Below are 24,111 nucleotides of genomic sequence, written 5' to 3'. Positions count from 1 at the left end.
TTGGGACTACAGCAACGGCTGCCGTGTGCCGGTTCACTACAAATGAACCAAACAGTGAGGAAAGAGGGTTTTTGTATGTTTCCATTTGCGAAGGAACGCGACTATTTTCCGATTTTACAAGAACAGGTAATGCTGTCCAGTTGTTCTCAAAGTGCTTTAAGCCGTCAGGTGGAGGAAGCCATTCACTCCTATGTAGATACCCTGCGCTATACCGGAATGGACTGGATGCGCTGGATGGCTGAAGTAGAGGAGGCAAAGACACAGTTTGCCAAGCTGATCAACGCAGAACCCGAAGAAATCGCGGTCCTGTCTTGTGTCTCCGAATGTGCATCGTCGATTGCAAGCGCTTTCGATTTTGCCGGGAAACGCAATCAGATCGTAACGACAGAAATGGATTTTCCGAGCGTTGGCCACGTGTGGCTGGCACAAGAAAAAAAGGGCGCGCAGGTCAAGTTTATTCCATCTCAGGAATCCGTCATCCCGCTTGCGTACTATGATCAGTTCGTCAATGAACAAACGCTGATTACCTCCATACCCCATGTTTCGTATTACAACGGATTTAAGCAGGATCTCACAAAAATTGCGGAGATCGTGCATCAAAAAGGCTCCTATTTGTTCGTGGACGCATACCAGTCTGCGGGCAGCGTCGCCATCGATGTCAAAGCCATGGATGTCGACTTCCTGGCAACGGGAATGCAGAAATACATGCTGGGAATTCCGGGCATTGCGTTTCTGTATGTAAAAAAGGAGGTAGCCGAAAAGCTGGAGCCGGCAGTCACTGGATGGTTCGGACGTACGAATCCGTTCGCCTTCGACATTCGTTGCCTGGATTACGCGGCAGGTGCGCGTCGATTTGAGACCGGGACGCCGCCGATGATCAATGGCTACGCAGCCAATGCGGCTTTGCGCCTTCTCCATGAAGTAGGTGTTGAGCGGATTGAGGCGTACTTGTCAGACCTCTCCGAAACAGCTGTGATGTATGCCGGCGAGAGGGGCCTTACTGTGGTCAGTCCCGTAGAGAAAAGCCAAAAGGCATCAAACACCGCTATCTACATCCCGCAAGCGTCAAAAGCGGAAGCTCTCCTCAAGGAAAGGAATGTCATCGTCTCGGCCCGTAATGATGTGATCCGCATTGCTCCTCATTATTACAATACCAAGGCAGAGGTAAAGACGGCTATCGATGCATTGGCAGAGGTTGCTGCACATCTGCAGGAGGCTTGACGATGAGCGAGGGGGTTTCTAACAAGAAGCGATCGCTGGAGTGGGGGTTCATTTTTGCTGGGACAGCATTGGTGGCCCTCACCTACTACCTCTTTTTGAAGCCGAACGAGATTATGACGCCTGGCTTGGGGGGAGTTGCCATTCTGGTCAGCTATCTGCTGCCGCTCTCGCTAGGGCTGATCTATTTTTTACTCAATATCCCGCTGTTTCTTCTGGGCTATCGGTTCGTCGGCAGGCAATTTGTCATTCGCAGCCTGGTCGGGATGATCAGTCTCTCCGTTTTCCTCTACCTGTTTGAGTTCTTGCCCGGTTGGCAGCAGCCGATCGTGGGGACCATCCTGGGGGGAGTGATCAGCGGTGGAGGGATCGCTCTGGTTTTGCTCGGGGGAGGAACGACAGGCGGAGTGGATATCGCCAGTGTCGTCATTTCCAAAGTGTGGCCTGCCTTTACGATCGGGCGCTGCATGATGGCGATCAACAGTCTGATCGTGATTGCCTCTTGGTTGACGACAGATGCATTGCACTCTGTCTACACGCTGATCTCCATCTTTATCGCGGGGAAGACAATTGATGTCTGTTACTCCAGATGGTTGGGAAAAGGGGGGGATCGTTCTACAGAGGTAAAATCAGCTTCCTAATAGTCAGAATAATACGAATTTTAACAGAGCAACAGGGGGGAATCAGGATGAAGGATCAATTCGTGGAGCGTGAATCCGGTCTGCACAGAGGGCTTACAAAAGGACAGTTGACGATGATCGGCTTGGGAGGCGCTATCGGGACAGGATTGTTCATGGGCAGCGCAATCGCGATCAGTTATGCAGGGCCAGCTGTTATTCTCAGTTACGTCATCGCAGCCTTTATCGCCGTCATCATGATGTTCAGTCTTTCAGAAATGGCGGTCGCCCATCCGACTGCAGGCTCATTTGGCGTCTATGCAGAGAGATATCTTGGGGGCTGGGCTGGATTTACCTCCCGTTGGACGTACTGGGCCGCTCAGGTCATCGCCGTAGGAGGCGAGGCTGTCGCGGTGGGGATCTACATGACCTACTGGTTCCCTGATATTCCGGTATGGATCTGGACGTTAGGCTTTGGGGCAGCCTTGATTTACGTCAACTCCCGTTCGGTCGAGAACTTCGGCAGCTTTGAATACTGGTTTGCTATGATTAAAGTAGTGGCAATTATTGCTTTTATAATCTTCGGTATTGCGGTAGTGCTGGGGATCGGCACTCCGGCAGTGGGATTTGAGAATTTTACCAAACACGAAGGGTTCATGCCGCACGGCTTCGGCGGTGTCTGGATGGCTGTGCTGATGGCGATTTTCAGCTTCGTCGGAGTTGAGGTAATCGCGGTGACAGCAGGGGAGGCGAAGGATCCTAGGACAGCGGTTCCACGAGCCATGAGAACGATGGTCGTGCGCTTGATCGTGTTTTACTTCCTGGCGATGGCCATCATGATTGCAGTGGTGCCCTGGATTCACGCGGGGGCGAAGGAAATTTCGCAAAGTCCGTTCGTGCTGGTATTCGATCACGTTGGTATCACAGCGGCTGCCGGCATTATGAACTTCGTTGTCATGACCGCGGCGCTATCCAGCATGAACACCAACCTGTATCTGACGTCGCGCATGATTTTTTCCCTTTCGCGCAGTCAATTTGCGCCCGATGCTTTGGGCAAGCTGTCCAAAAACGGCACCCCGGTCAATGCCCTCCTGCTTTCCAGCCTGGGTGTAGCGGCGGCCGCTCTTATTTCCAAAATCAGTCCCCTGGCGTACAATTACCTCTTTGGCATCGCCTTGTTTGGGGCCTTGTACGTCTGGTTGCTGACACTGCTCTCCCATCTGAAATTTCGCAAGCTGTGGGAAGCACGGGGCGGGGAAACGCTTCCGGTCCGCGCACCGCTTTTCCCGGTACTGCAAATCATTGGCGTAGTGCTGATCGCGGCGATACTCATTACGATGGGGTTGGACGCCGAATTCTGGAATATCTCGTGGATCGTGGGCGTTCCCTGGCTGTTGTTCCTGACCTTGATTTATTACACGAAATATAAGAAAAAGCTGGGGACAGCAAATACAGACGATACGGAAAAAACGGCATAGATGCAAGACAATGGCAAAGGGCCAGCCGCAAGAACCAATCTTGTGAGCTGGTCCATTTCTTTTCAAACATTTACTCGCAGTTAAACCATCTCGTTATATAATGCTAAAGGTATGACGAAAGACAGAGTGGGAGAGATCACGGTGGAAATGTGGTTGGCTTTTTTGATTTTCGCCTTGACCATTACGCTGGTCATTTGGCAGCCGAGAGGGCTTGGCATAGGCTGGACCGCGACGGGCGGGGCTATATTGGCATTGATCTGCGGGGTCGTCAGCTTTGAAGATGTCGCAGCTGTCACCGGAATCGTCTGGAACGCTACCTTGGCGTTCGTCGCTATTATTCTCATTTCCTTGATCCTGGACGAGATCGGTTTTTTTGAATGGTCTGCCTTGCATATGACCCGGTTTGCAAAGGGAAGCGGGACCTTGATGTTCATCTACGTCGTGTTGTTGGGGGCGGCTGTCTCTGCTTTCTTCGCCAATGATGGCGCAGCACTGATATTGACGCCGATCGTGTTGGCTCAGGTGCGCGCTCTGCAATTGCCGGACTCCATGATTTTGCCGTTCATTATGGCGAGCGGCTTTATCGCGGATACGACATCCTTGCCATTGGTGGTCAGCAACCTGGTCAATATTGTATCGGCTGACTACTTCGATATCGGATTCATGGAGTATGCATCCCGGATGATCGTGCCCAATTTCGTTTCCCTGGGCGCCAGTTTGTTGGTTCTTTACCTTTTTTATCGCAAAAACATTCCCAAGCAGTACGATCTGAACAACTTGAGGAAACCACGGGAAGCCTTGAAGGATCTCCGGCTTTTTCGCCTCTCCTGGGTCATCCTTGGTCTGTTGTTGATCGGGTTTTTGGCAAGTGAAGCACTGGCGATACCCGTCTCCTTCGTGATCGGGGCGGCTGCTGTGATTTTTCTTCTGGCCGCCCGAAGCAGCCAAAGCATTCAGACCAAAAAGGTAATCCAAGAGGCTCCTTGGTCCATCGTCGTATTTTCGATTGGCATGTACGTGGTCGTGTATGGATTGCGAAATGTAGGACTTACGGATACGTTGGGTGAACTGATTCAGGCCATCGCCGATCGAGGCCTGTGGTCGGCTACAGTCGGTATGGGATTTCTGTCTGCTGTGCTTTCGTCTGTGATGAACAATCTGCCTACGGTGATGATCGGTGCATTGGCGATCCAAGGGACGGACACCTCCGGGATCATTCGTGAAGCATTGATCTACGCCAACGTCATCGGCAGCGATTTGGGTCCCAAGATCACTCCGATCGGCTCCTTGGCCACGTTGCTTTGGCTGCATGTCTTGTCCCGCAAAGGGGTACGCATCACCTGGGGCCAGTACTTCAAGACAGGAATCGTACTGACTGTTCCGACCCTGTTGCTGACACTGGCTGGTCTGTACTTTTGGCTGTCTCTCATTGCCCTTCTATCTTGATGAAGCGGGCGCCTTTTACGGGGTGCCTGCTTTTTTAGTTGCAAAAGAACCTCAAGGGCTTTATTATACATATAGGGGTATATGTATTAAACAACAAAGGAGCCATGAGGAAAATGGAAAAGGAAAAAACCACGATTGTCCTGTTCAGCGGGGATTTAGATAAAGCAATTGCAGCATTCATCATTGCGAACGGAGCTGCCGCCTACGACCATGATGTGACGATCTTCTTCACCTTCTGGGGTCTCAACACCATGCGCAAAGACGAGGTCGTCAACGTGAAGAAAAACTGGCTGGAGAAAGCATTTGGCTGGATGATGCCAAGGGGCGCGAAAAAATTGGGTCTGTCCAAAATGAACATGCTGGGAATGGGGCCTGCCATGATCAAGCATGTCATGAAAAAGCACAATGCCCTGTCGCTGCCGCAGTTGATTGAGCTGGCGCAAGAGCAAGGGGTAAAGCTGGTTGCTTGCACGATGACGATGGACCTTTTGGGTCTGCAAAAGGAAGAGCTGGTGGATGGGATGGAATTCGCCGGGGTAGCTGCTTATCTCGGAGATGCCACCCAGGCCAAAGTGAATCTGTTTATCTAACCTCCCTGATTTCGTCTATAATAGGATACAGGTATACGTATGAATGGAACGGAGGGAAAGCAGATGGACTATACGTATGGTGAAGATGTGAAAAGACGATTGCGCCGGATCGAGGGACAGATTCGAGGCGTGCTCCGGATGATGGACGAGCAGAAAAATTGCAAGGAAGTCGTGGCTCAGCTGTCGGCAGTCCGCAATGCTTCCGATCGCGCCATTGCCCAGATCGTAGCCGAAAATCTGCAGCGCTGCTTGCTGGAAGAAGAGGGGACAGGCAAGGACCCGGAAAAAATGGTGAAGGAAGCAATCGAACTGCTGGTAAAAAGCCGCTAGATAGAAAGGGCGTATGTTTGTATGGATTTCACAAGCATCCTATTAATCGCTGTTTACGCCTTGCTCACCTGGTTTTTGGTAACACGTTTTGTTCCTGTCAAAGGACTGCAAAACCTGAGTGCCGATCAGTTCAAAGAGCGAGTGAACCAAAAAAGCGGCGTATTGCTCGTCGACGTACGAGAGCCGCACGAGTATAAAGCCGGTCATATTCCTTCAGCAGTCAATATTCCCTTGTCCCAACTGAACAATCGGGTCAAGGAGATATCCCCCAAAAATGAGATTTTGCTCTACTGCCGCAGCGGCGTGCGCAGCAAACAGGCGGCCAAAGTTCTCAAAAAGCATGGCTATGATAAACTGGCCCATTTGCGTGGAGGCATCTCCGTCTGGCGCGGCCCTGTCAAAAAGAAATAATAGCCCCAAGAGAATAGGGAAAGACCAGCGTTCATAGCAGAGCGCTGGTCTTTTGCGTCTGTCTATCGGTTGTGTGAATTAGAATTAGTAACCTACCAGGGATCCGATGATCGGGTAATGGAACGGACGTCCTTGGAGCGAATAAATGACGCCTTTGATCGGATAGTAGATGCCCATCAGACCGAACACGATCAAGAAAGGAATCCCGATCAAAATATAGGAAAATATGGCGGAGATACTGATCAACAGTCCAATTGCGATATGGAAGAGCAAGGCCTGCAATGCCATTCTTTTGACGTGTTGGTCTTGCATGAGCAGCCAGACGAGCAGAGGCACCAGAAAAGGTGCAAAAAATGCACTTGCATGAGTAATTGCTTTTACGCCATTGTGATCCATGAATAACCCTCCTAAAAGTAGCCGAACCATTGTTTATGTTCTTATTGTACTGCATCGTCTCTTCGACAGATACCGTCAAGAGCGCGATTTTTGTCTCCACCTTGAGACGGAGTACCTGTTTCTGCTAAAATTTACAAGTCGCCTGAACAGCGTGATTGCCTGTATAGTGGGCGGTGCAGATGCGTTCATCTGTGTACGGGTACCCTTTGCGAATAGTAGGAGGAACGGAACAAGATGAGTATAGAGATGCTGAGTGAATCCGTGGGTCAGTTTGGGTATCCGGCCCTTTTCTTCACGTTGTGGTTGGGTATTGTAGGAATGCCCATTCCGGATGAGGTTATTGTATTGTCAGCTGGAGTGCTGACTTCGATTGGTGTACTGAGTATAATCCCTGCTTTTATCGCCACGTATCTTGGCGTCGTGTCCGGCTTGTCTCTCGGATATGTGCTAGGCAGAACCCTAGGTGCTCCCGCGTTGAATTGGATCAGCAAGAAAAAGGGGATGAACAGGCATGTCGAACGCGCCCAGTCTTTATTGGAGCGTTATGGCAGCTACGCCTTGTGCATCAGCTATTTCCTGCCGGTGGTGCGTCATGTGGTGCCTTACCTGGTGGGGATCGGAAAAATGACGTTTCGCCGCTATGCGTTGTTTTCCTATACGACTGGTTTAGTATGGACATTGATTCTTTTCTTGGTCGGGTACGTGATTGGAGACCAAGCATCCAGTATAGATGCTTTTCTGAACACCTTCACCCGGGGAATCGCGCCAGCCATTGCGGTGTTGATCGTGGCCGTGATAGGGTGTGTGTTTGGCTACAAGAAATACAAAGAAAAGAAACTTCGTGTACAGGCAAGGGTCGATCAGGACCCCGATTGCTAGGCTTACAAAAATAGCGCCAAGGTTAATAAGCTAATGTTACAATAGTCTCCGGTACTGACTGGGGAGATCTTTGCAACCCCATGAAAGAGGAGAGACTTGAGTGGCAACCAAGAAGCAATTGATCTGGGCGGATGCATCCTTGCTTTTCATCGCGCTGGCCTGGGGCTATACCTTTGTCCTGAGCAAAGACATTCTGACGGAGATAGCCCCTTATACCTTTTTGGGCACGCGATTTTTATTGGCCTCCCTGATTCTCCTTCCCTTTGTCTGGAGGCGAATGAGAGGAGTCAGTCGTGAGGTTTGGGTGCAGGGATTGATCTGCGGGATCGTCCTGTGTGCAGCCTACACCTTCCAAATCCTTGGCATAGACCGGACCACGCCGGGCAAAGCGGGGGTCATTACAGGGACCAATGTCGTCATCGTTCCCTTTCTGTATTACTTATGGCGGCGCAAGCCCGTGGGAAAAGCAGCCGTGACGGGCAGCCTCCTCGCCTTTGCAGGACTGGTGTTTTTATCAGGTGATGAGGGGTGGACAGGCATTGCCTTTGGGGATGTTCTGGTTTTTCTATGCGCCATCTTTTTTGCCCTGCACATATTATTGGTTGATCGCGTATATGAGGAACGGATTGAAGTCGATTCCCTCATGTTTGTCATGATCCAATTGCTTGTAGTCGGGGTCATCGATCTGGTCATTGCTTTCTTCGTCGAACCAATGCCTCAGGCCTTGAGCCCGTACGGCTGGTTTGCCTTTTTGTTCGACTGCCTGATCGGAACCCTGCTTGCCTATGTGGTGCAAATCAAGGCACAGCAATTCTCGCCTCCCGTACATGTCAGCATCCTGCTTTCACTTGAGGCGGTATTCGCTTTTCTTTTCTCCTGGCTGCTTTGGGGCGAGCCCGTGACTCCAATCATCTGGACAGGGGTCATGCTGATGCTTGCTGGCATCTATATTACAGAGCTTGGAGATTATCAAAAACCCACCTGAGTGAAGAGCGTATAGCTCCACTCGGGTGGGTTTTCTGGTCTGATTAGGCGGCGGGTGAGGCGGTTTTTGGCTGTTTGCGCTGCACCAGTTTGGGCAGTATGATTCCAAGCAGGATGATGGCTACACCAGCGACTTGCAGCCAGCTTACCTGCTCCTGCAGGACAATGGCGGACGCGAAGACGGCCGTCGGCAATTCTGCCGCTCCGAGAATCGTGGCCATTCCAGCTCCAATATGCGGCACTCCAAAATTGAAGCAGGCTGTGGGGATCAGGATACCAAACAACGCCAGCAAGATAACATAAGGGAACAAACCGTCCCACAGCGTGCCGTCGATCAGAAAGACAGGCGGATAGATCAGACACGTCAACAGGAGAGACCCGGTGGACATGCTGGAGCTGCGGAGCCAGGGATTGATACTCAGTGCAGTCTTTCCGCTAAAAATAATGAAGAGCGTGTACGAGACAGCTGAGAGCAATCCGAGCAAGACCCCCAAGGGATGAAATTGCTGCAGTCCCCCATTTTCCAGCAATCCTCCCGCCAGCATCGTTCCCAGAAACAGCAGAAGCAAAGAAGCCAGCGTAGGTTTGTCCGGGCGTTTGCGCGTCATGATGGCTTCTGCCAAAACCCCCATCCAAGTGAATTGAAACAACAAGAGGATGGCGAGCGACGCGGGAATGTATTGCAGTGAATTGTAGTACAGGATGCCTGTTGTTCCGACTGCGATGCCGACACCTGCCAAAAGCAGCAGCAGACGTTTTTGCGGCTTGGTGCGCAGAAAGAAGAGTGCAGGAATCCAGGTTAAAAGAAACCCGAAGGCCATCTGACCGCCTATGACTTGTGATGGGGAAAATCCTTGGCTGTACGCGAGCTTGACAATCGTGGAAAGGATTCCGTAACTGCAAGCCCCGAAAAAGACCAAGAGCATATATCGCATGCATGTATCTCCTTCACTCTATTTCGTTCTCCAATCCGTAGCTTAGAATAATACGGAAGCTTGTATTTGTCCATCTTCCTCGTCTTGATTTCGAAATGACAGGTAAAAAAGGTTTATCTTTCCTCTTTACGTGGAAATAAGGATATGATGCAGTCCTTGAATCATTTCGCAACTCTTACACCGTTGCGCCCAGGGCAACAGGCGGAGAAGGAGGAGGATGGTGTTTTCAAAGATCAAGGCCCGATTATTGCTCATGACGATTCTTGTATGCCTACTCTCGACTCTGTTAAACTTCTGCTTTCTGTTGAATCACGAAGCTCAAATAGAGAATGCAAGAGATATGTGGCTTTCAGCCGACACTTCGGGCACGATTTGGCTTGAAAGTGACCGTCAGCAAGAGATTCATGTCTCTCACCACGCCCCTCTCCATTGGATGCATTGCCTGTATTGTGGAATCAATCTGATCGTTATGGTCTTGGGGATATGCGGGGCATTTTGGATGTATCGTAGGCAGAAGGTTTCCCGCAGTGAAACGCAGCCCGCCGCTACCCTCTCTGAAAATGGCTTGGATCAAATCGTACGCAGCCTGTACCTGGCGGTGGAGATGAAGGATTCCTATACGGCGGGGCATACGGAGCGTGTAGCCCAGTATGCCTTGGCCATCTATGATCAGATGGACGAGTCGCAAAAGCGGATGCTTCCTCGCAATGATTTGCGATACGCAGGCTTGCTTCATGATATAGGGAAAGTTGCCATCCCCGATCACATTCTGCAAAAAGAGGGCAAGCTGACACCGGAAGAGTACGAAATCGTAAAGCTGCACCCGACGACCGGAGCAGATATGGTGGAACAGATCGAGAGTCTTGCCCACATCAGCCGGGGAATACGCTATCACCATGAGCGATGGGATGGACGCGGTTATCCGCATCAGTTAAAAGGAGAAGAGATTCCGCTGATGGGACGGATTTTGGCAGTCGCGGATACGTTCGATGCCATGATTTCAACACGTTCGTACCGCCAAGCGGTATCTGCGCAAGCAGCTTATAAAGAAGTGCTGCGGTGCTCACACACGCAGTTTGACCCACAAATCGTCGAGTGCTTTAAAAAGGCCTATGAGAAAGGCGCTCTCCAGGTGAAAAAGCCGGGCTCTGAGTAGGCTAGTGGACCGGCTAGGGAAGTATTCTCCAGCAATGGATGGCTTTACGCCTTGCTATCAGCTCGTATCTTTGGTATTCTAATTGTGCCGTGCTAGACGGGGAGGTTGCGGTGCCCTGTAACCTGCAATCCGCAACAGCAGGGTTGAATTCCTATCCCAGGTCTTCTCATGTGAGGCTGCCGTATGGTGGCGGTGTTGAGGATCGGGTCCTGTGCAACGCGAACCCATGAACCTGGTCAGGTCCGGAAGGAAGCAGCCATAAGTGGATCATCGCGTGTGCCGCAGGGTAGCCTGGTCTGAGCTGCAGCCATATGTAACGCTTGGATGTGGAGTATCGAAGATAGGTGCACGGTACCTATACAGCAATCAACAAGTGGTATGTTCCCAACAGGGGGCGTACCACTTTTTTATTTGGACCGATAAAAGGGGATTTTGTTGTTTTTTGGCGAGAACTAGCGAAAGATTTCTCCCGAACACTTCCCTTGATAGAGCAGGTTTTTGTTCCATTTTCACGAATTTTCCTAGAGGGAAAAAACGATATGCTTTCCTGTGCGATGAAGTACGTCATAGGTCAGGAGGGACAAGCTGTGAGTGCATCTTTTTCGTTACACCAGGTTGGCTCGTCCGATCGATTGCAGCGGTTCATGCATCAACTGCCTACTGCTGTTTTATTGGTCGATCACGAGGGTAGGATCGTAGAAGTAAACGAACAACTGCTTCGTGTGACCGGGTATTCACGGGAGCAATTGGTCTCACATGCTGTGCAAACCATTCTCCCTTACGATGGTTCCATCGGACAGTTCTATGAGGAACTCATAAGTCGGGAAAGCGAGTCGGCAGGGTTTGTCGAGGTGGAATGGCTGGACAAATGGGGAGAATCGAGCAAAACCCCAGTCATGATCTTGTTGCAGGAAGCCGAGAAACCATTGTATCTCCTGCATTTTTTTCAATTGGGGAGAGAGACCGATCAAGACATGGCACAGAGGATCGTCAACAAGCTTACGCACGATACCAGCCTGGGGCTGTTCGTGCTGGATCGTGAGGCACATATTGTTGAAGCCAGTCTGACTGCCTGCAAATTGCTGGGGATGGATCGGCTGCAGATTTTGAACAAGCACGTCGATCAGTTGTTTGCCGGGATTCCCGAGCAGCATCGCTTGATCAAAAAAGAATGGCTGGATGGCGTCAAGCTGCATAATATCGCCACTTCGTGGAGCAATGATACCCAACGCTACGAATTAATTGTCGATGCGAACACGATCCAGGATGAATCAGGAAAAACGGTTGGCGCTTTTGTCTTGTTCAAGGACATCACCAATCTGCGTTCCTTTGAACAGAAAATCGAACGGAATGAACGCCTCGCCATGATTGGACAAATCGCGGCTGGCACCGCCCACGAGATCCGCAATCCGCTTACTTCCATCAAGGGATTTCTCCAGATGTTCCTGCAATCGTTTACCGAGAGCGGGATGGATCGGGAGAAAACCTACACCGAGATCATGTTGACAGAGATCAACCGGATCAATTCCCTCGTAAGCGAGTTTCTGTTGTTAAGCAAGCCACGCGACGTACAGTATTCCATCGTCGATCTGAATATTATCTTTGAAGAAATTCTCCCGATTGTGGAGTCACAGGCGCATTTGTTTGGAGTGGAGGTGAAGTTCGCTTCCCGCGGCAAGCTGCCGATGGCGGTGGGGGATACGGAGCTGCTCAAGCAGGTATTTATCAACATTTGCAAAAACGGTATAGAAGCGATGGGAGAACAAGGGACGCTGCGCATTTCTCATCATATCGATCACGACGGGGACAAGATGAGCATTGACATTCACGATACAGGCCCAGGTATTCCCGTCTACATCATCGACAAAATCTTTGATCCGTTTTTTACGACCAAGGAAGAAGGGACGGGGCTTGGACTTTCGGTTTGCCAAAAAATCATTCACGACCTTGGTGGACAGATCCGCGTCTCCTCCAAAGGCTATGGCACCACCTTCCATATCCTGCTGCCGTATTTGTAGGTGTGAAATAGAGGCAATCATCCCGGACATGTGTGCCGGGATTTTTTTCGGGAAAAAAGCTTCCCGTACACATGAGCGTTTTGTACGAACTATGCCAATGGTGTATACTATATAGGATATAGAAGAGGACTGTGCAGATGGGGAGTGTCACACGAACATGGCTTATACCGCGCTGTATCGCGTATACCGACCGCAGACATTCGAAGATGTAGTCGGACAAGAACATGTGACGATCACCTTGCGCAACGCATTGCGCGAAGGACGGCTTTCCCACGCCTATTTGTTCAACGGTCCCCGTGGTACGGGTAAGACAAGTGCAGCGAAAATCATGTCCAAAGCAGTCAACTGTGAACAACCGCAGGATGGAGAGCCGTGTAATGAATGTGCGACGTGCCGAGCCATTACAGAGGGTTCCGTCACGGACGTGCTGGAAATTGACGCCGCCTCCAACCGTGGCGTCGAGGAGATTCGGGACATCCGTGATAAGGTGAAATTTGCTCCAAGCGACGTCAGGTATAAAGTGTACATTATCGATGAAGTGCATATGCTGACGACGGAAGCGTTCAATGCGTTATTGAAGACATTGGAGGAACCGCCGTCTCACGTGCTGTTTATCCTTGCGACGACCGAGCCGCACAAGCTTCCGGCGACGATTATTTCCCGTTGTCAGCGTTTTGATTTTCACCGCATCCCCTTGCAGGTCATGGTCAATCTCTTGCACAAAATTTGCCTGTCGCAAGGGGTGCGCGTAGAGGAACAAGCCTTGCAGCTGGTGGCGAAGCTGGCGGAAGGCGGAGCTCGCGATGCCTTGAGTCTGTTGGATCAGGCGATCAGCTACAGCAAGGATGAGGTTCGGGCAAGCGACATCATGCAGATCACTGGGACAGTGGCTCAATCGTACTTCTCCACCCTGGCGCTGCATATCGTGGAACGAGATGTGGCAAAGGTGATGGAGCAGTTCGACCGGGTGATGGTACAGGGGAAAGATCCGGAACAATTTCTGCAAGATTTTCTCTATTACTATCGCGACATGCTGCTGCTCAAGACTGCCCCGCAGCTGGAAGAGATCATCGAACGAACCATGATCGACGACCAGTTCGTAGAGGTGGCGCAAAAACACACATTGCCTGAGCTGTATGCGAAGATCGAGGTGTGCAATCAGGCGCTGACGCAGTTGAAATGGTCCACCTATGCGAGGGTGTTGGTGGAGCTGACGCTGGTCAAGCTGTGTCAGCCAGTTGCATCGACGACGGTAGAAGCGGCAGTAGGAGCAAGCCCGGGCGAAGCACCCGGAAGAGCGGATGTATCCAGCTTGTCAAACCGCATTCGCGTGCTGGAAGAACGGCTGGCGCAAATCCTCTCCGGTCAGGCAGGCATCCAAAGCCCGGCAAAAGCAGAGGAACCACGCAAGGCGGAGCCAAGGCGCACTGCTGCAAGTACGAGCGGCTCGCGGACTCCGCTCAACAAGGTGCGGGAAGTAGCCAAGTCACTGGACCACAACTTGACAAGACAGGTGCAGGGACAATGGAGCCAGATATTGTCCGACCTGAAAAAGATCAAGATCCAGCATCAGGCATGGCTGGTCAATGGGCAGCCAGTAGCCGCCGGAGCCGATGCAGTTGTCGTTGTTTTCAAAAGCCCCATACATTGTGATAAAACGATGGAGCCGGAGCTGAAAGGCGTGGTGGAACACGTCATGCAGACAGTGCTCGGAAGGCCGTTGCAGCTTTTGTCTGTCATGGAGGAAGAGTGGCAGTCTGTCGAGCAGTCATCTACCCAATCGGATGCCCCAGCCGAAGAAGAGCAAGATCCTTTTCTGGCAGAGGCCATCAAGCTCGTCGGTGAAGAGCTCATCGAAGTAAAAGAGTAGGAAGAAATCAAAGGAGGAACCCCTCAATGAAAAACATGCAGCAAATGCAACAAATGATGAAGCAAGTGAAAAAAATGCAGGAAGAAATGCAGAAAGCGCAAGAAGGCCTGAAGGATAAGACTGTAGAAGGCTCTGCAGGCGGCGGTGCTGTCACTGTGACAGTAGACGGCCACAAGCAAGTGAAGGATATCGTGATCAAGCCTGAAGTCGTCGATCCAGAAGATGTCGAAATGCTGCAAGACCTAGTTTTGGCCGCAGTTAACGATGCGATGCGCAAAGCGGATGAGATGGTAGGCAAGGAAATGGGACGCTTTACCGGAGGAATGAACATCCCGGGATTGTTCTAATGCCAAGCATTTGAAGGAGTAAATACACATATGTTCTATCCGGAACCGGTGTCCAAGTTGATCGAAGGCTTTATGAAGCTGCCCGGCATTGGGCAAAAAACCGCAGGACGGCTTGCCTTTTTCGTCCTCAACATGAAAGAAGACGATGTGCTCGACCTGGCCAAGGCACTGGTCAACGCCAAGCGTCAGCTTCACTACTGTTCCGTCTGCAACAACATTACCGACCTGGACCCGTGCCATTTGTGTCGGGATAAAAGACGGGACGGCTCCATCATCTGTGTGGTTCAGGAGCCCAAAGATGTCGTGGCGATGGAACGGACGCGGGAGTTCGAGGGATATTATCACGTCCTGCATGGGGCCATTTCCCCGATGGACGGCATTGGTCCTGAGGATATTAAAATTCCGGACCTGTTGAAGCGACTGAGCGATGAACAGGTGAAGGAAGTGATCCTCGCGACCAATCCCAATATCGAGGGAGAAGCGACGGCGATGTACATCTCACGCCTGATCAAGCCGTTCGGGATTCGCGTGACGCGGATTGCTCACGGGCTGCCGGTAGGCGGAGACCTGGAGTATGCGGATGAGGTGACTTTGACCAAAGCGCTGGAAGGTCGTCGTGAATTATAGCCATGCAAAAAAAGACAGGGTATCCTGTCTTTTTTCTTATGAAAACTTAATGATTGATACGTCTCTGCCTCTTTACCCATTTTTCCACGAAGATGACCAGGTTCAGCACGATCAGACCAGTACTAATCGAAATGTAGGTTTGATTTCCCGACACGCCGCCTCCCCAATAGATGCGATACAGCAACAGAGCGGCAAGAAACAAGGCAAGAAATAAATTAGACATGGTTCTCCTCCTCCAAAAAAATCCGTTCCAACGAAGGCTCCTCGACGTGAACCCCGTATATGTCCACGCGGGCCTGTACCAAGGCACGAATCAGGGCTGCTATTTTTTGTTCCTCATCGATCTGCAGCGAAAGACGCTCAGACTCCCACGAGACGTTGCGACCCAGTGATTCTACGAAGGTGCGCAGGGTTGACTCCTCTTCGATAAGCGCAGAGTGGCGCACGCGTACATGGCGCCACGTCTGATGCGCTGCCCTCAGCTCGTCCAGACTGCCCAACGACCCGATTTTTCCGTTTTTCATGATCGCGATACGCGTACAGATCTTTTCTACCTCGTCCAGATTATGCGAGGTCATGAAGATCGTTTTGCCTTGCCGATGCAAGTGCCGGAGCAGATTCTGGATGTGCAGGGCTGATTCCACATCCACTCCGGAGGTAGGTTCATCCAGAAAAAACAGCTCAGGGTCGCCTACCAGAGCTTGGGCAATTCCCAGCTTCTTTTTCATCCCGAAGGAAAAGGTTTTGGCCTTGCGCGAAGCATGCTCCTCCAGTCCCACAGACTTCAAAATTTGCGCGCATTCCTGCTTCGTCAGGCGGACGCCTTTTACACGGGCGAAATAATGGAGATGATCCGCCGGGCTGAGCGAGTCGTAAAATGTCGAGTAGTCAGGCAGAACACCGATGCGTCGTTTCCATTCTTCTTTAGGCGAATCGCTTCCAAACATCCGGATTGCTCCTGAGGTAGGACGAATAATGCCTGTCAGCATGTTGATGAACGTAGACTTTCCCGCTCCGTTGCGTCCCAGGAAGCCAAAGATTTCTCCCCTCTGCACGTTCAGACTGACGTCTGAGACCACCGTTCGATTCCCAAAATGTTTGCTCAACTGAATGGTTTCTAAAATGTTCATCAGCAATCTCTCCTTTGAAACATGAAAACGGAAGCTGTCAGGAACACAGCCGCATACAGCCAGACTAAGCTGATCCATGCTCCCCCTTTTTCCATGAAGGTGTACGGTGTCAGATACGCGATCCATTGCGCGGCCGGATGGCTGGAAGCAAAGCTCCAGATGCCCAGACCCGGCAAGACGAGGGCAATGACGATCCCGAGGAACATGGTATAGCTGGGCCGTGGTACTGCCAAAGAGAGCAGCAGGGCCAAGGCAATGCAGTATACCAGGAGGGAGATACATTTCCAAAAGGTAGGGGCATCAAAGGTGTGGACGGTAGCCAACACCACGCCGAAGGCAATCAGCATGCAGACAAGCCAAAAACTGCAAACGCCCAAGAATTTTCCCACAACAATCTGCTTGCGTGAAGTTCGCGTGACGAGAAAACGCATCGTTCTTCCGGATAACTCTCGATTTATGATGTCATGGGAGAGGCTGAATACAAAAAGCGGCCCGAGCAGCATTACCAGCGACAGGATGCCCAACGCATGACCCTGCGCAAGCTCCTGATCGGGGAAAAAGCTCGCCGCTTGATTGACCAGATCGGAGACCCAGTAAGAGACGCCTACAATAAAGGCGACGGTAATCAAAGATTTCACACTCTTGAACAATCGGAAAAATTCGTGCTGGCAAATGGCCCACATAGGTTTCCTCGCTCCTTTCTCTTTTATTGTAAATGGCTTCTCTTTCTTCCACTAAAACGCAACCTTACCATTACCTTAACTTTTGCCGAGGTGAAGACCAGCCATGATATGATGGATGGGGTAGAGGGAGGGAACCGCTGTGGAAACAGAGGCAAGAGTACTTCTTGTAGACGACGAAGAAGCGATTTTGAAAATGCTGGAGACGGTCATGAATAAAGAAGGCTTTCGGCATGTCGATACATGCACGAGGGCAGAACAGGCGCTGCGCCTGGTAGAGGAGCGGTCTTACGATTTGTTGATCCTCGATGTCATGCTGCCTGATCAAAATGGATTTGATTTGTGTGCAGCAATCCGGCAGCGGACGAAGGCGCCGATATTTTTTCTGACCGCCAAAGGGACTGATTTTGACAAATTGAGCGGCTTTGCTTTTGGAGCCGATGATTATATTACGAAGCCTTTTCATCCTCTGGAGGTCGTGGCACGGATGAAGGCTCACCTGCGCCGCACCTTCCGGATTCCCGCGCCAGCAGAGGAAAAGGTATACGATTTTGGACGTTTTCAAGTAAACGTGGATGCGGCGGAGCTGATCGTAGATGGAACACAGGTAGATTGCCCGGCACAAGTGTTTCAGCTGCTCGTGTTTTTCTGCCAACATCCCAACCGCGTCTTTACCAAAGAGCAGATTTACGATCATGTCTGGAAGGACGAGTACGGCGTATTTGATGAAAATACAGTCATGGTGCACATCTACAAGCTGCGGCAAAGGATTGAGGAAAATCCGGCACAGCCGAAGCATCTGGTCACGATTCGAGGGTTGGGCTACAAGCTGGTGCCCGGCGGAAAACCATTATGAATCTGCGCAAAAAGCTGATTATCCAGTATGTTCGTCAATTTTCTGGCTTTGTTATGGTGCTGCTCATCTGTTTTCTGGTTACGCTTGCGGTGCTGGGAATGAAATTGCTGCATGAAGATATTGAGGTTGATCTCTCCCGCCTAACCGCATCCGATATCGCGTTTCAGCTTATTAATGATGGCGAGAGCATCCGGGTAGAGAAGCGGGTGGAGAAAAGCGTAGAGAATCATGAGGGATGGCTGCAAATCCTGGATGAGCAAGGGAATGTGATCTACGCGTATCGGTCTCCAGCCGATATACCCAGCCGCTATACGCCAGGTGAGTGGATGGCCATGGTGCAGTCCAAGCAATACCACGTAAAGCATTGGGTTGTTGATCAGCTTGATCGGAAGGTGATCGTCTTATACGGGACGCCAGCACCGGAAGAAGAGCTGATGAGTCTTTTGCAAGCTGCGGAATCTTCGGGCAGTGCAGAAGCAACGAAGGCATTGCAGGAGACCTTTTTGCAGAAAAAAGCCTGGTATGCGATTTACGACCGCGAAGGGCGCCTTTTACAGGAGTGGAACCATCCGACTGCTGCTCCCAAGCTTGAACTGATAGAGGTACTGGAAAAGGAAGAAGCACCTTTGTACATCATGAGCCGCTTTGACGAGCAGAGCCAGATGATGTATCTGGTCGGTACGCGTCACCCGGTCGATCCGCCGGGAACTGCGGATGAATCGTTTGACAATATGATGAAAACGATGCTTCTCCAATTCGGACTGATCATGATTGCGTCCGTCGTCATCGCGGGAAGCTGGTACGCGCTGCGTGTCGGCAAACCGCTTTTGCACATGGTTACTTGGCTGGAGCACTTGGCGAAGGGGAATTATGACGAGCCCGTCGGCAGAAAAGGCCGCAGGGTGGGGAAGACCCGCAAAGGGAAGTGGAAGCGGTCATTTGCCGTATTCAAGGATATGTTCGACGCCCTTTCCCGGTTGAGCCAGACACTGCAAATGAATGAACAGCGTCAAAAGGATGTAGAGCGGACGCGGGAAGAGTGGATCACCGGACTCTCGCATGATTTGAAGACACCGCTTAGCTCTATTTTTGGCTATGCCTCGATTCTGGAATCGGAGCAGTACAAGTGGGAGCATGGGGAAGTGAGTCAATTTGGACGAACCATTCGGGAAAAGGCGGATTATATGAACGGCCTGATCGAAGACTTGACGCTCACCTATCGATTGAAAAATCAAGCGCTTCCTATGATGAAGACAGAGATAGCGGCAGTCGAAACGATCCGAAGAATCACCGTGGAGATGGTGAACGATCCGATCGCGTCTGAGCATCAGATTGAGTTTCGAACGAGTGTCACATCCTTGAATGCCGAGGTTGATCCGACGTATTTCAGGCGCATCATCATCAACATCCTGGCGAATGCGATCAAGCATACGCCTGCCGGGACTCTGGTGCTGGTCGAAGTGAGTTCCTACGGGAATGGAGGCTTCCAGGTCAAGGTGAAGGACAATGGGCCGGGGATGGATCAGGATACGCTGGCCAACCTGTTTGAGCGTTATTACCGGGGAGGACATACAGAGGAAAATGAAAGCGGGACAGGACTGGGGATGGCCATTGCCAAGCAGTTGGTTTTGGCGCATGAAGGGGAAATAGCGGTCGAAAGCGAGCTGGGATACGGGACGACGGTGACCCTGACATTCGGATCCAACCGCACTCCAGCCAATGGAACGCAATAGGAGGGGTGTGAATGCCAGTCATTCGCATGGAGGTAGAGATCGATGCCCCGCAACAGATCTGTTTTGACCTGGCGCGCAGCATTGACAGTCATATGGAATCTACGGCCCGGACGCGGGAGAAGGCGATCGGCGGGGTGACCAGCGGACTGATCCGACTTGGAGAAAGCGTGACCTGGGAGGCGGTTCATTTTGGCGTCAAGCAGCGGCTGACCGCCAAGATTACAGAGATGGAGGAGCCGTGGTTTTTTGTCGATGAAATGGTGCAAGGCGCGTTCAAGCGCTTTTATCATAAGCATGAATTCATTCCGTTGGGGGAAAAGAAAACACGGATGATCGATACGTTCGATTATACGTCTCCCCTTGGAGTGTTGGGGAAATTGGCAGATGTACTCATACTCGAGAGATATATGAGGAGATTCCTGCTGGAGCGAAATCTGTATTTGAAGGAAAAAGCGGAACGTCAAGCGAGAGGCTGCGGGGAATGAAAAAGGCAGGGTGATCCTGCCCTTTCACTTTGCTTGCTTGTGACGGATATAGACGCGTTCGAGCCTGCTGCCGATTCGGCTTACGAGTTCATTGGTGATGGTATTGGAGTTTGCCGCTACTTGTTCAGCCGTGATCTGTTCTGTGCCGTCCTGTCCCCAAATCGTAACCGTGTCGCCTTGTGCAACGCCTGGAATATCGGTTACGTCGATCATCAACTGATCCATACAGATTTTCCCGACAATGGGTGCGCGGTGACCATGGATCAGCACCTGGCCTTGACTGTCGAGGGCATTGCGGGGAAGACCGTCTGCATACCCGATCGCGACAACCGCGATTTTCATCGGCCGAGAAGCGACATAATCCCTGCCATAACTGACGGCATCTCCAGCAGGAATCTCTTTAACAGCCGAGACCCTTGCCTTGACCGCCATGACAGGCAGCAGGTCTACGGACACCTTGGTCTGATCCTGTGGATGGCTGTATGCGCCGTACAGGGCGATGCCGACGCGGACGTAATCGCAGTCAAGCTCGGGATAATTCAAGACGCCGTAGCTGCTTTGAATGTGAATCCTGGGAATTGCGTAACCGCTATGGCTGATCTGATTGATCGCATCGTAAAAACGACCGATTTGCTGGCGGGTATAAGCCACATCCGATGAGCGCAAAGAATCTGCTGCGCTCAGGTGTGTGTAGATCCCTTCGATAAGCAGATGTTTGCAGCCAAAGATCGCTTTGAGATTGTCGATATGGCTGTAGCTTTCGCCCAGACGGTGCATCCCGGTATCCACCTTTACATGAACCCGGATTTTTTCGCCGATGTCTTCCAACATGGCGGCATAGCTGTAATCCACTACCGTTTGAATTAGTCGATACCGTTTCAGGGAAGGGATGTCCTTTGGATGTGTATAGCCCAAAATCAAAATGTCGCCTTTGATTCCATGCTTGCGCAATGTTACCCCTTCAGCCAGGGTGGCGACGGCGAAGGAGAAAATCCCTGCACGATTCAGCTCTTTGGCGATTTGGACATCTCCGTGTCCATAGGCATTGGCTTTGACAACAGCCATAAACTTGCATGTGGACGGCAAAATGCTCTGCAATACCGCTGCATTATGACGCAGATTGTCCAGGTTGATCTCTGCCCACGAGGGTGTCCCAAAAGTAAACTCTGGAACACCCTCATCAGAAAAATTAGATGAGTTTCGGAAGAAACTAAGAGGCTAAGCGGTCCGTTCTCGCTTAGCTTCTTGGTTTTTAGCGTCTACCGCTGCTTTCTTGAGCAGATTGTGGGCAAGGGAAAGCCACCCGACCTCCAGACTTACTTTTGGTAAGCCTCGAAGCAGGAACCTTTTAAAGCCTCGATTGTTCTTCATATCGCCAAATACGGGCTCCGGCTCGATCATGCGCCTCACGGCCAGAGCATAGCCTTCTTCGCTGCGGAGTTTTTGCCTTGCTTGGTTCTTTAGCCGCCAATACTTCATGCTGACTTTGATCTCTCGATCTCCTTGGGCTTTCGTACACTGAGGCTTTAGCGGGCACTCCTCACAACCGGCGCTGCGGTAATGACGGTATTCGATTTCATACCCACTTTCTGTTTTCTCCTTACTTACTCGGCGGAAATGGAGCGTTTGACCCGCTGCACATGTCCACGTATCCAGTTCGCTGTTGTAGGTCCAATTGTCAATTTTGCTGATGTCCTTTTGCCATGCCTTACTTTTTTCGCGGTGGTACGTACTGTATTTGACGATGGCTTCAACTTCGTTCTGCTCCAAGTAGTCATAATTCTCCTCGCCGCCATAGCCCGCATCGGCAATGACGGTGTTTGGCAGTTTGCCGAACTGTGATTTTATTTTCTCCAGATGAGGGATGAGACAGCGAGTATCGGTTGGTCGCTGGTGGACGCTGTAGCCGAGAATGAACTGATTTTCGGTGCCGATCTGAACATTGTAACCCGGCTTGAGCTGGCCGTTTCGCATGTGGTCCTCTTTCATCCGCATAAACGTGGCATCATGGTCCGTTTTGCTGTAGCTGTTTCGCGTGCCTAAAATTGTCTCATGCGTCTCATACTTTTGGAGGCGAGGAAGCAGATCCTTGCGGATTGTGCGTACCGCTTTCTTTAGTGGTTTGTCTTTTGGTTTCTCCTGCAGACGCTCTTCCAATTGCTTGACAGCATGCTCCAACTTTTCACTGGTGATGGTAGAAGATTCGCCTATTTCAAGAAGATCCTTGCCCTCGTGGATTCTTTCTTCATACTTCTCAGCTTCTTCAATAGTGGCGAACAAAGTCTGGACTTTCTCCTGAAGTTTGGCCTTGTGCTTCACGACAGCTTTTCCCCAAACAAATGTATACCGATTGGCATTGGCTTCGATCTTGGTGCCGTCGACAAAATAATGCTCCAGTTGCACGTAGTTCTCCTCAACCAGAAATTGAAGCACCGCGGTAAACACGGTCTCCAGTACGGCTTTCATGCGCTCTGATCGAAAACGGTTGATAGTACGAAAGTCTGGGCGCTGCCTGCCTGCGATCCACATAAACATGATGTTTTCACGGACGGCCTTGGCGATCTGACGAGAAGAGTAGATACGCTGAGTGTAGGCGTAAATAATGATTTTGGTGAGCATCTTGGGGTGATAGCTGTCTCGTCCGCCACCGGGGTAAGCCGCATCGAAGATGGCGTCGTCAAGACGATTGACAGCGGCGTTGACCACACGAACGAGGTGATTTGCGGGAATGTCTTCTTCTAAATCCATTGGTAAGCAGAGTTGATCCATGGTATATTGAATGTACAAAGAAACCGGCTCCTTTTTGTAAATGGTGGGTGGAACTTCCATTTTAACAAAAAGCGGTTTCTTTTTGTTTAACTTAATGAAAAGAGGGCCGTCCCTCAGTCATTTATGATGACTTTTGGGACACCCTCTTAGCCTTTTTTCGCGTGGTAAGCTGGACGATCAGCAGGGAGCCAATCACGGAGACAAGGACGACCATCCCGTAATGCACCAGGCTGTTTTCCACGAGCAGCCAGCTGAGATTGGTGACTTTCGCCAACCCTCTGACCAGGATGATGCACAGCGGATGGATGATGTAGATCCACATCGAGGCAGACCGCCATGCAGCGTTGCTGCGACCTCCCCATAACAACAGCCAGTGAAACAGGAAGAACATCACCGGAATCAGCATGATGTACATGCTGTCGTGGCGTTGTACCGAGAGATGATGCAGCCAGAGCCCTTCCGCCAAAAGGAGCGAGAAGGTGAGAAGAAGTCCGGTGACACAAGCCTTTTTCGATAATGGCCGCTTTTGTTCCGCGATGATCCCGCCCAGCAGGAGGTAGACGGGGGCAAAGAAGATGCCGTTCCTCGTATAATCTGAAAACGCGAACAGCCACTCATACCCTGTCTTGATCCAAGGTACGTTTTCCACGAGGCCATAATAACTGTCTCCAAACAGTCCGATACCATAGAGGCCGAAAGCCAAGAAAAACACGATTTTACTGGAAAACCGCCGCAAAAGCAGAATCAGCAGGCAAGCCCCCATCGCGACCGCCGGGAAGTACCACAAATGATAGAAGGTCCCGTCGAAGAAGATGTCCTTTATGACTGCCGAAGCCGACGCTTCTTCCTGAAAATAGCCTTTGTAGAACAGGATCGGGAGGTAGATCAGAGTGGCGATTCCGTAATACTTCCCGCATTTCGCCAACAAACGGATGACGCTTTGCGACTGTCCCTCTTTTCTAAGAAAGGGCGGGAGCAGGAAAAAGCCGGTTGCCATGAAGAAGAACGGGACGCCAACGCGATCGATGATGCGGGTAAACACAAAATCGGCCGTTTCATTGATAGATAATAGCGGTGATGTATGGATAGCTACGACGAGCAATGCGGCGATGACCCGAAAGGAATCAATTCCGCCGTACTGTTTTTCCTGATTCAT

Annotated in this window: 25 protein-coding genes and 1 other RNA gene; 18 read left to right on the top strand and 8 right to left on the bottom strand. The window is 51.0% G+C overall.

Features of this window, described 5'->3' with window-relative positions; all coding sequences use genetic code 11:
• Positions 1–75 precede the first annotated feature (75 nt).
• The 7 genes from T458_RS51360 (at position 76) to T458_RS51330 (ending at position 6,090) form a co-directional block, all read left to right on the top strand.
• Positions 76–1,221 (top strand): aminotransferase class V-fold PLP-dependent enzyme, encoded by a 1,146-nt coding sequence (locus T458_RS51360; RefSeq protein ID WP_023558965.1) that lies wholly within the window; start codon positions 76–78, stop codon positions 1,219–1,221.
• 2 nt (positions 1,222–1,223) lie between these two features.
• Positions 1,224–1,859, top strand: a complete 636-nt coding sequence (locus T458_RS51355) for a YitT family protein (RefSeq protein ID WP_023558964.1) — start codon at positions 1,224–1,226, stop codon at positions 1,857–1,859.
• 47 nt (positions 1,860–1,906) lie between these two features.
• Positions 1,907–3,313, top strand: a complete 1,407-nt coding sequence (locus T458_RS51350) for an amino acid permease (protein WP_023558963.1) — start codon at positions 1,907–1,909, stop codon at positions 3,311–3,313.
• Positions 3,314–3,460: 147 nt separating this feature from the next.
• Positions 3,461–4,759, top strand: coding sequence for an arsenic transporter (locus T458_RS51345; RefSeq protein ID WP_031306197.1), 1,299 nt, complete (start codon positions 3,461–3,463; stop codon positions 4,757–4,759).
• Between the two features lie 113 nt (positions 4,760–4,872).
• The gene (locus T458_RS51340) at positions 4,873–5,349 is read left to right on the top strand and encodes a DsrE/DsrF/DrsH-like family protein (RefSeq protein WP_023558961.1); all 477 of its coding nucleotides are present in this window, start codon (positions 4,873–4,875) and stop codon (positions 5,347–5,349) included.
• A 63-nt stretch (positions 5,350–5,412) separates the two neighbouring features.
• Positions 5,413–5,679, top strand: coding sequence for a metal-sensitive transcriptional regulator (locus tag T458_RS51335; RefSeq protein WP_031306196.1), 267 nt, complete (start codon positions 5,413–5,415; stop codon positions 5,677–5,679).
• A gap of 21 nt (positions 5,680–5,700) precedes the next feature.
• Positions 5,701–6,090 (top strand): rhodanese-like domain-containing protein, encoded by a 390-nt coding sequence (locus T458_RS51330; protein ID WP_023558959.1) that lies wholly within the window; start codon positions 5,701–5,703, stop codon positions 6,088–6,090.
• Positions 6,091–6,174: 84 nt separating this feature from the next.
• On the opposite strand, the gene T458_RS51325 is transcribed toward T458_RS51330, so the two are convergent.
• Positions 6,175–6,486: a DUF4870 domain-containing protein gene (locus T458_RS51325; protein ID WP_023558958.1), complete on the bottom strand. Its 312-nt coding sequence runs from the start codon at positions 6,484–6,486 to the stop codon at positions 6,175–6,177.
• A gap of 234 nt (positions 6,487–6,720) precedes the next feature.
• Here T458_RS51325 and T458_RS51320 point away from each other — a divergent pair, with 234 nt between their 5' ends.
• Together T458_RS51320 and T458_RS51315 are read left to right on the top strand one after the other, a co-directional pair.
• Positions 6,721–7,365 (top strand): DedA family protein, encoded by a 645-nt coding sequence (locus T458_RS51320; RefSeq protein ID WP_023558957.1) that lies wholly within the window; start codon positions 6,721–6,723, stop codon positions 7,363–7,365.
• Between the two features lie 100 nt (positions 7,366–7,465).
• The gene (locus T458_RS51315) at positions 7,466–8,350 is read left to right on the top strand and encodes a DMT family transporter (protein WP_023558956.1); all 885 of its coding nucleotides are present in this window, start codon (positions 7,466–7,468) and stop codon (positions 8,348–8,350) included.
• 43 nt (positions 8,351–8,393) lie between these two features.
• On the opposite strand, the gene T458_RS51310 is transcribed toward T458_RS51315, so the two are convergent.
• A complete protein-coding gene (locus T458_RS51310) occupies positions 8,394–9,284 on the bottom strand; it encodes an EamA family transporter (RefSeq protein ID WP_023558955.1) in 891 nt (296 codons plus the stop codon).
• Positions 9,285–9,783: 499 nt separating this feature from the next.
• Here T458_RS51310 and T458_RS56165 point away from each other — a divergent pair, with 499 nt between their 5' ends.
• The 6 genes from T458_RS56165 (at position 9,784) to recR (ending at position 15,302) form a co-directional block, all read left to right on the top strand.
• The gene (locus tag T458_RS56165) at positions 9,784–10,440 is read left to right on the top strand and encodes an HD-GYP domain-containing protein (RefSeq protein ID WP_252989869.1); all 657 of its coding nucleotides are present in this window, start codon (positions 9,784–9,786) and stop codon (positions 10,438–10,440) included.
• 87 nt (positions 10,441–10,527) lie between these two features.
• Positions 10,528–10,792: signal recognition particle sRNA large type (gene ffs, locus T458_RS56695), an RNA gene on the top strand.
• A 235-nt stretch (positions 10,793–11,027) separates the two neighbouring features.
• Entirely contained in the window at positions 11,028–12,458 is a 1,431-nt protein-coding gene (locus T458_RS51305) for an ATP-binding protein (RefSeq protein ID WP_023558953.1), read from the top strand.
• A gap of 157 nt (positions 12,459–12,615) precedes the next feature.
• A complete protein-coding gene (gene dnaX, locus T458_RS51300) occupies positions 12,616–14,328 on the top strand; it encodes a DNA polymerase III subunit gamma/tau (protein ID WP_023558952.1) in 1,713 nt (570 codons plus the stop codon).
• A 35-nt stretch (positions 14,329–14,363) separates the two neighbouring features.
• The gene (locus tag T458_RS51295; protein WP_031306192.1) at positions 14,364–14,675 is read left to right on the top strand and encodes a YbaB/EbfC family nucleoid-associated protein; all 312 of its coding nucleotides are present in this window, start codon (positions 14,364–14,366) and stop codon (positions 14,673–14,675) included.
• A 30-nt stretch (positions 14,676–14,705) separates the two neighbouring features.
• Positions 14,706–15,302, top strand: a complete 597-nt coding sequence (recR, locus tag T458_RS51290; protein ID WP_023558950.1) for a recombination mediator RecR — start codon at positions 14,706–14,708, stop codon at positions 15,300–15,302.
• Positions 15,303–15,348: 46 nt separating this feature from the next.
• On the opposite strand, the gene T458_RS57355 is transcribed toward recR, so the two are convergent.
• Genes T458_RS57355 through T458_RS51280 form a run of 3 tightly spaced genes read right to left on the bottom strand, consistent with a single transcriptional unit; the run spans position 15,349 to position 17,115 of the window.
• Positions 15,349–15,525: a hypothetical protein gene (locus T458_RS57355; RefSeq protein WP_023558949.1), complete on the bottom strand. Its 177-nt coding sequence runs from the start codon at positions 15,523–15,525 to the stop codon at positions 15,349–15,351.
• Positions 15,518–16,432, bottom strand: coding sequence for an ABC transporter ATP-binding protein (locus T458_RS51285; RefSeq protein ID WP_023558948.1), 915 nt, complete (start codon positions 16,430–16,432; stop codon positions 15,518–15,520). Before T458_RS51285 ends, T458_RS57355 begins: the two co-directional genes overlap by 8 nt.
• The gene (locus T458_RS51280; protein WP_023558947.1) at positions 16,432–17,115 is read right to left on the bottom strand and encodes an ABC transporter permease; all 684 of its coding nucleotides are present in this window, start codon (positions 17,113–17,115) and stop codon (positions 16,432–16,434) included. The genes T458_RS51285 and T458_RS51280 overlap by 1 nt, the downstream gene beginning before the upstream one ends.
• Before the next feature lie 139 nt (positions 17,116–17,254).
• Here T458_RS51280 and T458_RS51275 point away from each other — a divergent pair, with 139 nt between their 5' ends.
• The 3 genes from T458_RS51275 to T458_RS51265 are packed head-to-tail and all read left to right on the top strand — an operon-like array spanning position 17,255 to position 20,186.
• Positions 17,255–17,968 (top strand): response regulator transcription factor, encoded by a 714-nt coding sequence (locus T458_RS51275; RefSeq protein ID WP_023558946.1) that lies wholly within the window; start codon positions 17,255–17,257, stop codon positions 17,966–17,968.
• Positions 17,965–19,701, top strand: a complete 1,737-nt coding sequence (locus T458_RS51270; RefSeq protein WP_023558945.1) for a sensor histidine kinase — start codon at positions 17,965–17,967, stop codon at positions 19,699–19,701. Before T458_RS51275 ends, T458_RS51270 begins: the two co-directional genes overlap by 4 nt.
• 11 nt (positions 19,702–19,712) lie before the next feature.
• Positions 19,713–20,186 (top strand): SRPBCC family protein, encoded by a 474-nt coding sequence (locus T458_RS51265; protein ID WP_023558944.1) that lies wholly within the window; start codon positions 19,713–19,715, stop codon positions 20,184–20,186.
• Positions 20,187–20,210: 24 nt separating this feature from the next.
• Here the strand turns inward: T458_RS51265 and vanT are convergent, their stop codons facing one another.
• The 3 genes from vanT to T458_RS51250 form a co-directional block, all read right to left on the bottom strand.
• Positions 20,211–21,314 (bottom strand): serine racemase VanT catalytic subunit, encoded by a 1,104-nt coding sequence (vanT, locus tag T458_RS51260; RefSeq protein ID WP_436967340.1) that lies wholly within the window; start codon positions 21,312–21,314, stop codon positions 20,211–20,213.
• A 90-nt stretch (positions 21,315–21,404) separates the two neighbouring features.
• Positions 21,405–22,973, bottom strand: a complete 1,569-nt coding sequence (locus tag T458_RS51255; protein ID WP_023555990.1) for an IS1182 family transposase — start codon at positions 22,971–22,973, stop codon at positions 21,405–21,407.
• Between the two features lie 103 nt (positions 22,974–23,076).
• Complete coding sequence (locus T458_RS51250) at positions 23,077–24,111, bottom strand: acyltransferase family protein (RefSeq protein WP_023558942.1); 1,035 nt, start codon at positions 24,109–24,111, stop codon at positions 23,077–23,079.

Origin of the sequence: Brevibacillus panacihumi W25 (assembly GCF_000503775.1) — a bacterium.
Lineage (GTDB): Bacteria > Bacillota > Bacilli > Brevibacillales > Brevibacillaceae > Brevibacillus > Brevibacillus panacihumi_A.
Note: the sequence above shows the minus strand (reverse complement) of the source record. Positions and strands in the feature narration are given on the sequence as shown.

Coding starts and splice junctions, on each gene's coding strand:
- T458_RS51360 (WP_023558965.1), top strand. CDS start 76: ATGTTTCCATTTGCGAAGGAACGCGACTATTTTCCGATTTTACAAGAA.
- T458_RS51355 (WP_023558964.1), top strand. CDS start 1,224: ATGAGCGAGGGGGTTTCTAACAAGAAGCGATCGCTGGAGTGGGGGTTC.
- T458_RS51350 (WP_023558963.1), top strand. CDS start 1,907: ATGAAGGATCAATTCGTGGAGCGTGAATCCGGTCTGCACAGAGGGCTT.
- T458_RS51345 (WP_031306197.1), top strand. CDS start 3,461: ATGTGGTTGGCTTTTTTGATTTTCGCCTTGACCATTACGCTGGTCATT.
- T458_RS51340 (WP_023558961.1), top strand. CDS start 4,873: ATGGAAAAGGAAAAAACCACGATTGTCCTGTTCAGCGGGGATTTAGAT.
- T458_RS51335 (WP_031306196.1), top strand. CDS start 5,413: ATGGACTATACGTATGGTGAAGATGTGAAAAGACGATTGCGCCGGATC.
- T458_RS51330 (WP_023558959.1), top strand. CDS start 5,701: ATGGATTTCACAAGCATCCTATTAATCGCTGTTTACGCCTTGCTCACC.
- T458_RS51325 (WP_023558958.1), bottom strand. CDS start 6,486: ATGGATCACAATGGCGTAAAAGCAATTACTCATGCAAGTGCATTTTTT.
- T458_RS51320 (WP_023558957.1), top strand. CDS start 6,721: ATGAGTATAGAGATGCTGAGTGAATCCGTGGGTCAGTTTGGGTATCCG.
- T458_RS51310 (WP_023558955.1), bottom strand. CDS start 9,284: ATGCGATATATGCTCTTGGTCTTTTTCGGGGCTTGCAGTTACGGAATC.
- T458_RS56165 (WP_252989869.1), top strand. CDS start 9,784: ATGTATCGTAGGCAGAAGGTTTCCCGCAGTGAAACGCAGCCCGCCGCT.
- dnaX (WP_023558952.1), top strand. CDS start 12,616: ATGGCTTATACCGCGCTGTATCGCGTATACCGACCGCAGACATTCGAA.
- T458_RS51295 (WP_031306192.1), top strand. CDS start 14,364: ATGCAGCAAATGCAACAAATGATGAAGCAAGTGAAAAAAATGCAGGAA.
- recR (WP_023558950.1), top strand. CDS start 14,706: ATGTTCTATCCGGAACCGGTGTCCAAGTTGATCGAAGGCTTTATGAAG.
- T458_RS57355 (WP_023558949.1), bottom strand. CDS start 15,525: ATGTCTAATTTATTTCTTGCCTTGTTTCTTGCCGCTCTGTTGCTGTAT.
- T458_RS51285 (WP_023558948.1), bottom strand. CDS start 16,432: ATGAACATTTTAGAAACCATTCAGTTGAGCAAACATTTTGGGAATCGA.
- T458_RS51280 (WP_023558947.1), bottom strand. CDS start 17,115: ATGTGGGCCATTTGCCAGCACGAATTTTTCCGATTGTTCAAGAGTGTG.
- T458_RS51270 (WP_023558945.1), top strand. CDS start 17,965: ATGAATCTGCGCAAAAAGCTGATTATCCAGTATGTTCGTCAATTTTCT.
- T458_RS51265 (WP_023558944.1), top strand. CDS start 19,713: ATGCCAGTCATTCGCATGGAGGTAGAGATCGATGCCCCGCAACAGATC.
- T458_RS51250 (WP_023558942.1), bottom strand. CDS start 24,111: ATGAATCAGGAAAAACAGTACGGCGGAATTGATTCCTTTCGGGTCATC.